Origin of the sequence: Vibrio sp. S9_S30, assembly GCF_014694455.1 — a bacterium.
Classification (GTDB): Bacteria; Pseudomonadota; Gammaproteobacteria; order Enterobacterales; family Vibrionaceae; genus Vibrio.
On sequence record NZ_JAAUWT010000011.1, the window covers coordinates 74,742 to 86,410 of the forward strand.

Consider the following 11,669-nt stretch of genomic DNA (forward strand, 5'->3'; position numbering starts at 1 on the left):
GAACCATTTCATTCAAGTCCAAATTGGCTTGAACCTATTCGCTGCATTCCTTGTGTACGGCTATCGCTTTCGCCTTGCCAAGGTAAATTCGACCCTTTGCAAACAACAAGGCAATGATAAAGCAGAACGCTTGAACGAGAACAATACAAGCACTCGTCGCGCCATCAATGTGGAAACTGATCAAGGTGCCCACCAATGTAGAACCGATTGAAACGAACAGCGCGATGATCAACATGTGGGTAAACTTTTTAGTTAAAACAAAAGCCGTGATACCAGGAGAAACCAACATAGCTACAACCATAATAACGCCCACAGCCTGAATGGTGGCAACAATGGTCAAAGCCAGCATAATGAGCAAACCATAGTGTAAGAGCGTTACTGGCAGGCCTACAACGCGAGCATGGCTCTTATCGAAGCAGTACAGTAAGAAATCATGCCGAAATGCAATCATAACGCAAAAGACGATGACAGAAATTACAACCGTTTGCCAAAACTCGAAATCGCTAATGCCTAACATGTTGCCAAACAAGATGTGTAGCAAGTGCTGATCCGTTTCTATCTTTGCGAACATCACCAAACCCAGAGCAAACATACCCGAAAAGACTATGCCCATCACGGTATCTTCTTTCACCCGACTGTTTTCTTTTATGTAACCGGTTAGCAGTGCGCAAGCCAGACCAGAAACAAACGCGCCGATAGGAAGTGCAATCCCCATCACATAAGCCACTACAATACCAGGTAAGACAGCATGAGAGATGGCATCTCCCATCAAGGACCAACCTTTCAGTACCAGATAACACGACAAGATGGCACAAACGCTGCCCACCGCTAAACCCGCCCAAAGTGCGCGCATCATAAACGGGTATTGAAACGGCTCAATTAGCCAACTAATCAACGCTTCCATCAGGCTCTCCTAGCCATTTTTCTCGTACTGCTCAGACGACCCAATGCAGCAATGCGATCAGAAAATAGGCCATATTTAGGCGCAAACAAAAAGGCAAGCATGAACAAAATGGTTTGAATCAACACAATGATGCCACCTGTGGTGCCATCCAAGAAATAGCTGATATACGCCCCCAGCCCACTACTCAATAAGCCAATAGTGGTGGCAATAACGAGCAGCCAGCCAAATCGGTCGGTCAACAGATACGCCGTAGCGCCAGGAGTGATAACCATTGCAATAACCAGTACCGCTCCGACCGTTTGCAAGGATGCAACAGTACATGCGCTTAAAAGAGTGAAGAAAAGGATTTTCAATTTAACAGGAGATAAGCCAACGGATGAGGCTTGGGTCTCATCAAAAAACACAAGCATCAGATCCTTCCATAGCAGCCCTAAGATCACCAGCGACACGACTGAAATGGTCACAATTTGATAAAGATCTTCCGGACTAATACTAAGGATATTGCCAAAAATAATGGCTTGGACATTGATGGAAGTGGGATTAAGCGAAATCAGCAACAATCCTGCTGCAAAAAAAGTTGTAAAAATAAACCCTATAATGGCGTCTTCTTTCAAATGTGAAAGCGATTTCAGGGCAGCAATGCTCAAAGATGCGAGGAACCCAGAGAAGAACGCGCCAACAGCGTAAGGCAGCCCCAATGCGTAAGCGCCGGCCACACCAGGAACAACAGAGTGCGAAAGTGCATCACCAATAAGAGACCAACCTTTTAGCATAAGGAATGCCGAAAGAAACGCGCACACGGCACCAACAATTGCACTCGCAAATATCGCGTTAAGCATGTATTCGTAACTAAGCGGCTCTAATAGATATTCCAACATTACTGATCCGCCTGGTTTTGTGGATCACGATGTTGAGATTCGCTGATCAACGTCGAGTCATTCCGGTTAGTTCCGTAGAACACGGCGGGCTTCTCGTGATCAGATATGATCGTCACCGCCCGACGATCCGCATCGTTGTGCAGTTCTTCACCGGGAATGCCAACATGTTTCAGCACCCCACCAAATGTCGCCTCGAGGTTTTGCTGAGTGAATGTGACATCTAAGGAGCCCGCAGCAATCACTGTTCTGTTTATAAAGACCACTTCATTGCAGTAATCTGGAATGCTACCCAAATTATGAGTGGACACTAAAATCAGATGCCCTTCCGCCCTAAGCTCTCGAAACAACTGCATAATGGCGTTTTCCGTAGTGAAATCGACACCAGTGAAAGGTTCATCAAGTAATATCGTTTTACTCTCTTGAGCCAATGCTCTTGCCAAAAAAACACGCTTTTTCTGACCGCCAGAAAGTTCACCGATTTGTCGGTCAGCTAATTGGCTAATCCCCATACGCTCCATGGCTGAAGCGACTTTTTCTTTGTCCGTTTTACTTGGTCGACGAAGAAAATTCATAAAACCAAATCGACCTTGCATAACCACGTCTTTAACGAGGACGGGAAAGTCCCAGTCAATATCTTCACTTTGAGGTACGTAAGCGACTAGATTACTTTTGAGTGCTTTGCGGATGGTCATACCAGAAACACAAATCTCACCAGAGGAAAGCTTCACAAGCCCCATGATACTTTTAAAAAGTGTCGATTTACCACCACCATTGATCCCAACCAGGGCGCATATCGTGCCCCCGCTAAGAGAGAAATTAACGTCATTAATCGCTGTGAAGCCGTTGTTGTATGTCACACCAACGTTGGTTACTTCTAAGCTGGCCGACAACGAACTCATAATCCAAATCCATCCACGACAGTTTGTGTTGTTACTTTCAGTAAATCTAGATAGGTAGGGACGGGACCATTTTGAGTAGACAGAGAATCAACGTATAGCACGCCACCATATTTCGCATCGGTTTCTCTTACAACCTGTTTTGCAGGTTTGTCCGAAATAGTACTTTCACTAAACACTACCGGGATTTGGTTTTCACGAACCTTGTCGATCAGTGATTTAACTTGCTTTGGCGTACCTTGCTGATCAGCATTGATTGGCCATAAGTACGCTTCTTTTAAACCATAATCATTCGCTAAGTAACTGAATGCACCCTCGCTGGTGACTAACCAACGTTTGTCCTCAGGGATCGTACTTAATTGCTGGCGAATCGGCGCATCGAGATTCTTAACCTTCTCAGAATACGCCGCAGCATTACTATTATAGGTCGAAGCATTCGCTGGATCATGTTTTACCAGCGCTTTGCGGATGTTTTCAATATAGACAAGGGCATTGCTTGTAGACATCCATGCATGAGGATTGGGTTTTCCCTGATAAGGACCATCGTAAATGGAAAGCGGTGTAATGCCTTCTGTTAACGTCACAGATGGAACACCTTCAATGTTGCCAAAAAAACGCTCGAACCAGCGCTCAAGATTCATTCCGTTCCACATAACCAAGTCAGCCGATTGTGCTTTTACGATGTCTTTCGGCGTTGGCTGATAGTCATGAATTTCTGCTCCAGGCTTGATAATAGAAACAACTTCAGCAGCCTCACCAGCTACGTTCTGCGCCATATCCTGAATGATGGTAAACGTAGTAACAACTTTGAAATTAGCAGTCGCTATTCCTGGTACAAGTAAAAGGCTACACAACCCTAACTGGGTTAAAATTTTCTTCATTTTTTCATCCTGAATCCATTAGATGATGCAATCGTAAATGATAACCATTATCACTTCAACAAAAACACAAGTATTTAAAATGTGAGTATCCCCTAATTACGTGCTTCAGGTGAACAATAATACGATATTTATCGTATTTAGACCGTTTTTTCCTTAAAAGGGGGGAATTCCCCCCTTTTAAGGAAAAAAATACTGATTTATCTTAAGTGTCATAGAGTTAGGTACAGTCCAGTGTATATAACTCTCGGTATCCTATTGATACCAGTTATGACTGCTTAGACCCTGAAGCTGATCATAACCTCTTCTACACGTCGACAAGATGTATCTTGTATTTTGCCAGCTCCCTCAAGCTGGCTTTTTTTTAACAAGCCCGCTTGAATAGTTAACATAAACTGTAATCTCCATTTTGAGACTGATATGATTATTAACAAGTGGCGCACTTAAACAGAGCAAATATCCGTGCCTAACTCAACTCTATTGTCTATTCTCAATCAATTTCCGGGTTGCTGGGGCTGCAAAGATACAAATTCTACCTACGTATACGCCAGTGAATCGTTCAGCCAGCTTGTAGGATTAAACAGCTACTCTGAGTGTATTGGGCTGTCGGACTTTGAAATTCCTTGCCCATCCGCGATCTGTGCCCTCGACTTTCAGCGACAGGACAAACACGTAATGGATACTCGACAGACCTTAAAGATCTTAGATATTCACCCCTACCCTGACGGAAAATGGCGGGCTCACATCTTTACTAAATCTCCATGGATAGACGACAAAGGAGAAGTCCAAGGCGTTATTTTCCACGGTCAAGAACTTGAAGCGACAGCCATTCTGGACATTGGGCATTGGATTTGCCGCACCACAGGACAAAACCTTAAACGGGATGTTTACATCAGTACCATTTGCAGCACACCAAAAAAAATTAACCAGCGAGAGTCTCAGGTCCTTTTCTTCTTGTTATACGGAAAGAAACCGCAATTCATTGCTAACGCGATGAACATTTCGGTAAAGACAGTAGAAGGACACGTCGCTCGACTAAGAAACAAATTTGGTGCTAGAACCAAAAGCGAGCTTATAGACCTAGCTTTGGATGAAGGGTTTGGCTCTGTGATTCCTGAAAGCCTATTGAATACACAGATATCCGTAGTTCTTAGCCGAAGCAAATAGCAGAAGATTGTACGAAACTCCTCCCTTCTTGGTAAGTCATATATTAGCCAATACATAAAACACAGAATATTCCATTCGCACTATGAATAGTTAATTAAATAATAATTGGCTAACTAAATAATACTTGTTATAAAGCGTCATCCACTAAATAAACAGAGCTTTTAAGGAAACATATAGCGTTCGTTGTATTAAAAATGTAAACAAACCTACACATTCTAAAATAACACCTCTAAAAGCTCGCTTCCCTATATGATTAGCTCAAGCTACCTAAACTCACTGTTTTCTTACTTAACAAATATTTACAAGAACACAAAAAAACCTAAGCACAATTCAATGGTTTAATTGATTTACAATGGGTAATTGGCAACTTGCTTTGTTAAAAACACTCAAATGTAATATTTTTTTACACTCAAGGGTTGAAGTTTAAAAAACGCACCTAACTATCTATTAAACATCATAACCAACCCATTATGTAAGCTAATTAAGAAACAATAAGATTTACTATTCATTCACGAAAACTCATAAGATTGGTCACATAACGTACTTTAACCTTTCCATGTTAAACAGATAAGAATCCCATTAAAAATTAATTAATATCATACAGTTAAATTAAAAACCCATATTATCAATAGTTATATGATAGATTTGATTTTCAATATTAAAGTGTTTTATGGAATGAAGATCAAATCTTTGTTTTTGATTTTGTACAAATATTATTATGAGCTTTATAGGAATTTTTTTACCCAAAAATAAACTTTAATATTCTCGTTATGGACAGGAGAGGTTCGAGAAAGGAACTCCGAACTTAATATATTGATTTTTAAGAGATAATTAACAACTGGATTGCTAACGCAACATATGAACGCTTGAAGATAGATATTAGTCAAATCAAACAATACTAACTCGTTAATATTATTGGCTTGATTTTATAAAACAACAGAGTTTTAACACTAGAGATCTGCCTTATCTATTAAAATATTATTTCTTATCTAGGAATAATGAGGCTACTTGCGTGGCAATCATTTAAAAGTTTTATTTATTTCTTTTTTTATGAGTAGGTGAATAACGATGAAAACTTTAACTTTATTATTAATTGGAAGCGTATTTTCGGTAAGTGTGCAAGCGGCAAATATGTGGAGAACAGTATACGAACAACTTGATCTTGGGGGGCTAAAAACACCCAATGAGAAAGTGCATATCGAATGTCATTTCGATTTATTGTCAGTCAATTTAACCAGAGCTGATGACATTATAAAACTAAAAATGAATAAAAACCCGCATCGAAAACGTTGTGAATTTGCAATAAAGGATATTGTTAAGCGCGATACCCCTTTTACGTTTTCTTTTGATTTCAAAACAAACGACAACTTTGCCCAGTACAACCAATGGCATAGCTACTTCCAGCTCCATTCAATACCCGATCAGGGTGAAGCTTGGCGCTGTCCAATCATGGCTCTTGAGTCGGTAAATGGTACGCTAAGAATGTTCAACCGTTGGGATGAGAATCCAATCTCAGTAACAAAGAATGGGTCATGTGGTGCAAAAGGTAACTCTATTCAATACAGAACAATATTTAGCGACTATCACTACGAACCAAATACTTGGTATAACATTGAAATCAGCGGTGAGCTTTCACATAACAAAGATGCGTGCTTAACAGTGAAAATGAACGATGAAATATTATCCGATGTATGTGGACCAAATACCTACAATGATATTAAAAAGCCTTACATCAAATTCGGTATCTACAAACCGACATCTTGGGAAACGGACGATGAAGAAATTGAATTGAGTATTAAAAACATTCGTTACCACGAACTCGCAAACTAAAAGAACAAGAAAAATAAAACGCCGCACTCGTATCAGTGCGGCGTTTTATTTTAGTTTTATGCGCCAAATGAACTTGAGTATATTGCACTACATTATGGCGCTAATCGATCTATCGACCACCCTTCATCATCGCGCGAAAATAAGAAGCGATCATGAAGACGATGCTCACCACCTTGCCAAAATTCCATGCTTTCAGGCTTCACCCGAAAGCCCCCCCAGAACGTCGGAACCGGAATTTCTCCGTCCTCAAACTGCTTTTTTAATTCCATATATTTACTGATGAGCATACTGCGCGCTGACAATCGGCTACTTTGTCGACTGGCAATCGCCGCAATTTGGCTCTCTTTAGGCCGAGAACTGAAATACTTCATGTTCTCCATAGCCGTCAGCTTTTGCGCGACACCAGTAATATGCACTTGTCTTTCTAGTGGGTGCCAAGGGAAATGAAGGCTAATCTTACTGTGATTATCGAGCTGGCGGGCCTTACGGCTACCTAAATTGGTATAAAAGACGAACCCCTCTTTATCGACATTTTTTAGTAGCACAATTCTTTGAAAGGGCATGCCATTTTCATCAACAGTCGCAACGGTCATCGCCGTCGGATCGGTCAATTTGGCATCTACCGCTTGCTGAAGCCACACATTAAATTGATCAATCGGATCCGATTTCAAATCTCGACGCCTTAAGCCGTCTTTTGTGTATTCACGGCGAATATCTGAAAGTTCCATTTCGACTCCTTCTGGTTTCCGATGATTTTGCGCCTAAGGATAGGGGAACTCAAGCCCTTTTTCGTCCGGTTTTCCTCGCCGCCATATGCCTTCATCGAATCTAAAAACAAGCACGTTGAGGCGACTCACTGCCACCTTGATATGTGAATGTATTTAGTTGAGGTATAATTAAATGAACAAGTTAACAATTTACTCATCAAATCTAAAGATTCACAAGCGTTAGTACGAAAATTGCTTCAAGATGAAACACACAAGTTTTTGTTAAACCGCCTGATTGGTTGCAAGGGAAATACATGGACACCAAGAGCCTGAGAAAACTAGACTCAAGAGAGCTGGACTACGTAGATGATAAAACAGCCGCTTTACTTCTGAATACACCAAGTAGTGCTAGAATTCTTCTTTGGGGGATCGTGCTGTTTTTCGTTATTGCCATTGGGTGGGCTGCTTGGGCGAAAATTGATAAGGTGACAGTAGGTCAAGGCAAGGTTATCCCTTCTTCACAGCTACAAGTGGTTCAAAACCTTGAAGGGGGATTGGTTAAGAAAATCTTAGTTCGCGAAGGTGAAATGGTCGAAAAAGGGCAACAACTTCTTCTGATTGATGACACGAGGTTTCGTTCTGATTTTCGTGAAAGAGAGCAACAAGTCACCAACCTTACCGCCAACGTGTTGCAATTATCTGCATCCATCTCGAGCATAAAAGTCCGAGACGATCTGGATCTGGAAAACTGGCAAGACAGTGTTGTGATAGAAAACGATAAGCTGATCTTCCCAGAACCACTGGCTGAAAATGATCCTCAATTGGTCGCGCGCCAATTTGCGGAATATCGACAAGATCTCAACAACTTAAAAAACCAAGTCTCCGTACTCGATCAGCAAGTAAAACAAAAGCTTCAAGATCTTGTCGAAATCAAAGCCCGAATAACCAACCTACAACGAAGTTACGACTTCGCTAAAAAAGAACTCGATATTACCAAGCCATTGGCGACAGAAGGCATCGTCCCTCGAATCGAATTACTAAAATTAGAACGCCAACTCAACGATACGGGGCGAGAACTCATGTCGACTGAGCTCAAAGTGCCAGTGCTCACATCTGCCATCCGAGAAGCAATCTTAAGCAGAATAGATGCCGCCCTGAAATTTCGTTCTGAGCAACAAGAAAAGCTCAACCAAGCGCAGGATAAATTATCTTCGTTAACAGAATCCACGGTCGGACTTGAAGACAGAGTCAATCGCACCATTGTCGTGTCTCCCGTGACTGGCACAATTAAAAAAATGTACACCAATACCGTAGGCGGCGTGATTCAACCTGGGATGGATTTAGTGGAAATTGTACCGACCGAGGATACTCTACTGGTTGAAGCCAAAATTGCCCCGCAAGATATTGCCTTTTTAAGACCGGGTCTACCTGCTATCGTTAAATTCAGTGCTTATGATTTTACTCGATACGGTGGGCTGGAAGGCATCTTGGAACACATCAGTGCCGACACCATCCAAGACGAAGAGGGCAACAGCTTTTACCTTGTCCGCGTGCGCACTCGGCAAGACAGATTTGGCCATTCAGAACAGCTGCCAATCATTCCTGGAATGACGACATCGGTCGATATCATTACCGGAAAACGTTCTGTTCTGGACTATCTATTGAAACCTATCTCACGCGCCCAACAAACAGCCTTACGAGAATAAATGGGGGTATACATTGAATAACGATTTGGAGAAAACATTTGTTATTTATCGACTACTTGGTCCGTGGCATTGCCTCACAAACCCAGTGAACCGTCTTGATTGTTGATGGCGATTAACCGAATAAAAGCAGGCGCATTATTAACGTGCCTGTTGTCACTTCCCTTCACCTCAGTCGCTCTCAATACGAAAGAGCAGGGCTGGGTAGACGCTGTTCGAAACACATACGGTGAACGCGCAGCGCAACGCGTTATCGCTTGGCGTAATGGCATTGCCGATTTCCACAGTTTGAAAGAAAAAGATCAACTTGGCGCCGTCAATAAGTTCTTCAACCAGTTGTATTTTGTCGACGATATCAAGTTGTGGGGGAAAAAAGACTATTGGGCTACCCCTCTAGAATTTTTAGGAAGTGCAGCTGGTGACTGTGAAGATTTCACAATTGCGAAGTATTTCTCATTGATTGAGCTTGGAGTCCCAGATAAGAAGCTGCGCTTAGTGTACGTTAAAGCGATTGAATTAAATCAATTTCACATGGTTTTAGCGTATTACCAAACACCAAGTTCACAGCCTTTGATTTTGGACAACCTCATTCCAGACATTAAGCCAGCATCGAAGCGCAAAGACTTACTACCTATTTACAGTTTTAACGGTAAAAATCTATGGTTAATGAAAGAAAAAGCCAGTGGTAAGTTAGCAGGAAAATCCTCTCGCTTGAGCTTATGGAACGACTTACGCTCACGCGAACAAAAATTGAAATTAAATAAACCCATTGTTAATTATGATGAGTAAGCACCATGACCCTATATAGACAGCTAGTCGCTTGGATGTTGGCAGTATTTCTACTGTTAATAACCTCAGTCTTTGCGATTGAGTTTAACACCACGCGTAATTTCTTGGAGCAAGCACAACGCTCTGAGGTGAACAATACCATCAACACCGTCGGGCTCGCGTTAGCACCTTATCTTGAAAATCAGGATGAAGTGGCTGTGGAGTCCGTCATCAATGCCTTGTTTGATGGCAGCTCATATTCAGCAGTCAGGCTCATCTTCCTTAGTAACGACAAGGAAATCGTTCGAACCTACCCTATTAAAAATCACAACGTTCCAGGGTGGTTCACTAATTTAGATTTGTTTAGGACAATTCATGATCGCCGCGTCGTTACCAGTGGATGGCTCCAACTGGCCGAAGTAGAAATCATCAGCCACCCTGGCGATGCCTACTTCCAACTTTGGCAAGCACTCACTAGCTTAGTCACACTCTTTACAGGAATCTTCATCATTGGTGCGGTGGTGATTTCTGCGGTGGTAAGACGGGCACTCACTCCACTTACGCTTATCATTCATAAAATGCAAGAAGTCGCCAACAACAACTTTGGTGAACCACTTGAACGCCCACGAACTCGGGATTTGATTGCCGTTGTCGATGGCATTAATACGATGTCAGCTCAAGTCGAAAAAAGCTTTAAAGCGCAAGCGAGAGAGGCACAACAATTACGAGAAAGAGCGTACATGGATCCGGTATCGCAACTGGGTAACCGTTCATTCTTCATTGGTCAGCTAAACACATGGCTAAGTGAATCTGCGATTGGCGGGGTCGCCATATTGCAAGCCACCTTTATAAAAGAAGCCTACGATGACGAAGGCTACGAAATTGGCGACAACCTAGTGAAAGAGTTGGCTGACTTGCTTAGAGCAACAACATCGTATCCCAATGTCACCATTGCACGTATTAATACAGCCGAGTTTGGCTTTATTCTGCCTAACTTAGAAGAAAGTGAACTGCGCATGGTGTCGGAAAGCATCATGAATTACACCCAAGATATCCGCCCAGATCCGACTGGTACCGCACCATCCGCCGCTTTCTTAGGCGTGGTGTATAACGAAAACCAAAAGAATACGACTGAGATTCTGTCTTTAGTTGATAACGCCCTATCAAAAGCACACGCTCATCCAGAGAAAACCTACGGTTTCGTTACTGATGAACAAAACCATGTCCTTCTCGGAAAACAGCAATGGCGTACTTTGGTTGAAGAAGCCATCAGCAACCAATGGGTGGAGTTTAAGCTACAGAATGCAAGCACCACAACGGGTGCGACATATCACCGTGAGGTTTTCTCCGCGATTGAGAAAAACGGTGAACGCTTTACCGCCAACCAATATCTGTTTGCGTTGGAACAATTAAATGCGGGACATATCTTTGACCAATTCGTTATCGTCACCATGCTAGATAAGCTTCGCAGCCAAGAAATCACGGATACCTTAGCGATTAACTTAACCATCAGCAGTGTCACAGAACCAAGCTTTATTCGTTGGCTTACCCAAACACTGACTAAGAGCAGTGCGCTGGCAAGCAAACTGCATTTTGAGATCCCTGAGTCTTGCTTCATCAACCACCAGCACCACACCGCTTTGATTTGTCATGCGATTCGTAGTGCTGGGGCGGATTTTGGTGTGGATAATTACGGTCGTCATTTCCACTCTTTGGAGTACATCAATGAATTTAGGCCGGCTTACGTTAAGCTGGATTACCTGTACACCCACCAAATTGATGATGAAAAGCAGAAGTATACGCTCACTTCAATCTCACGAACTGCGCATAACCTTGGCATAAAAACCATCGCGTCGCGTGTTGAAACACAAGCACAGCTGGATTTTCTTTCTGAGCACTTTATTGAAGCATTCCAAGGCTTCATTGTTGATAAATAAG

Annotated in this window: 10 protein-coding genes; 5 read left to right on the top strand and 5 right to left on the bottom strand. The window is 42.3% G+C overall.

Translation table 11 applies throughout. From position 1 onward, the window contains the following. Positions 1-34: 34 nt before the first annotated feature. From HC752_RS14215 to HC752_RS14230, 4 genes are read right to left on the bottom strand one after another with little or no spacing between them, the layout of a single operon-like run. Positions 35-904 carry a metal ABC transporter permease gene (locus tag HC752_RS14215; RefSeq protein WP_190335833.1) on the bottom strand — a complete coding sequence of 290 codons (870 nt, stop codon included), beginning with the start codon at positions 902-904 and terminating at the stop codon, positions 35-37. Further along, positions 904-1,782, bottom strand: a complete 879-nt coding sequence (locus HC752_RS14220; protein ID WP_190335834.1) for a metal ABC transporter permease — start codon at positions 1,780-1,782, stop codon at positions 904-906. Before HC752_RS14220 ends, HC752_RS14215 begins: the two co-directional genes overlap by 1 nt. Continuing rightward, complete coding sequence (locus HC752_RS14225) at positions 1,782-2,681, bottom strand: metal ABC transporter ATP-binding protein (RefSeq protein WP_190335835.1); 900 nt, start codon at positions 2,679-2,681, stop codon at positions 1,782-1,784. The genes HC752_RS14220 and HC752_RS14225 overlap by 1 nt, the downstream gene beginning before the upstream one ends. Further along, on the bottom strand, positions 2,678-3,559 hold the full coding sequence (locus HC752_RS14230) for a metal ABC transporter substrate-binding protein (RefSeq protein ID WP_190335836.1): 882 nt from the start codon (positions 3,557-3,559) through the stop codon (positions 2,678-2,680). The genes HC752_RS14225 and HC752_RS14230 overlap by 4 nt, the downstream gene beginning before the upstream one ends. A gap of 459 nt (positions 3,560-4,018) precedes the next feature. Between HC752_RS14230 and HC752_RS14235 the strand changes: the two genes are divergently transcribed. Both HC752_RS14235 and HC752_RS14240 read left to right on the top strand, forming a co-directional pair. Next, complete coding sequence (locus HC752_RS14235) at positions 4,019-4,723, top strand: helix-turn-helix transcriptional regulator (protein ID WP_342029481.1); 705 nt, start codon at positions 4,019-4,021, stop codon at positions 4,721-4,723. A gap of 1,068 nt (positions 4,724-5,791) precedes the next feature. Beyond that, positions 5,792-6,553, top strand: a complete 762-nt coding sequence (locus HC752_RS14240) for a heparin lyase I family protein (RefSeq protein ID WP_190335837.1) — start codon at positions 5,792-5,794, stop codon at positions 6,551-6,553. A 92-nt stretch (positions 6,554-6,645) separates the two neighbouring features. Here HC752_RS14240 and pdxH read toward each other — a convergent pair whose 3' ends face one another. Further along, the gene (gene pdxH / locus HC752_RS14245; protein ID WP_190335838.1) at positions 6,646-7,281 is read right to left on the bottom strand and encodes a pyridoxamine 5'-phosphate oxidase; all 636 of its coding nucleotides are present in this window, start codon (positions 7,279-7,281) and stop codon (positions 6,646-6,648) included. 293 nt (positions 7,282-7,574) lie between these two features. Between pdxH and HC752_RS14250 the strand changes: the two genes are divergently transcribed. The 3 genes from HC752_RS14250 to HC752_RS14260 all read left to right on the top strand — a co-directional run bounded on the left by HC752_RS14250 (position 7,575) and on the right by HC752_RS14260 (position 11,668). After that, positions 7,575-8,966: an HlyD family type I secretion periplasmic adaptor subunit gene (locus HC752_RS14250; RefSeq protein WP_190335839.1), complete on the top strand. Its 1,392-nt coding sequence runs from the start codon at positions 7,575-7,577 to the stop codon at positions 8,964-8,966. Positions 8,967-9,071: 105 nt separating this feature from the next. Beyond that, positions 9,072-9,752, top strand: a complete 681-nt coding sequence (locus HC752_RS14255) for a transglutaminase-like cysteine peptidase (RefSeq protein ID WP_190335840.1) — start codon at positions 9,072-9,074, stop codon at positions 9,750-9,752. A 5-nt stretch (positions 9,753-9,757) separates the two neighbouring features. Next, positions 9,758-11,668 carry a bifunctional diguanylate cyclase/phosphodiesterase gene (locus HC752_RS14260; protein WP_190335841.1) on the top strand — a complete coding sequence of 637 codons (1,911 nt, stop codon included), beginning with the start codon at positions 9,758-9,760 and terminating at the stop codon, positions 11,666-11,668. Position 11,669 lies beyond the last annotated feature (1 nt).

Bases quoted from the DNA above. Each gene is read 5' to 3' on its own strand.
- HC752_RS14215 (WP_190335833.1), bottom strand. From the start codon at position 904: ATGGAAGCGTTGATTAGTTGGCTAATTGAGCCGTTTCAATACCCGTTT.
- HC752_RS14220 (WP_190335834.1), bottom strand. From the start codon at position 1,782: ATGTTGGAATATCTATTAGAGCCGCTTAGTTACGAATACATGCTTAAC.
- HC752_RS14225 (WP_190335835.1), bottom strand. From the start codon at position 2,681: ATGAGTTCGTTGTCGGCCAGCTTAGAAGTAACCAACGTTGGTGTGACA.
- HC752_RS14230 (WP_190335836.1), bottom strand. From the start codon at position 3,559: ATGAAGAAAATTTTAACCCAGTTAGGGTTGTGTAGCCTTTTACTTGTA.
- HC752_RS14240 (WP_190335837.1), top strand. From the start codon at position 5,792: ATGAAAACTTTAACTTTATTATTAATTGGAAGCGTATTTTCGGTAAGT.
- pdxH (WP_190335838.1), bottom strand. From the start codon at position 7,281: ATGGAACTTTCAGATATTCGCCGTGAATACACAAAAGACGGCTTAAGG.
- HC752_RS14250 (WP_190335839.1), top strand. From the start codon at position 7,575: ATGGACACCAAGAGCCTGAGAAAACTAGACTCAAGAGAGCTGGACTAC.
- HC752_RS14255 (WP_190335840.1), top strand. From the start codon at position 9,072: ATGGCGATTAACCGAATAAAAGCAGGCGCATTATTAACGTGCCTGTTG.
- HC752_RS14260 (WP_190335841.1), top strand. From the start codon at position 9,758: ATGACCCTATATAGACAGCTAGTCGCTTGGATGTTGGCAGTATTTCTA.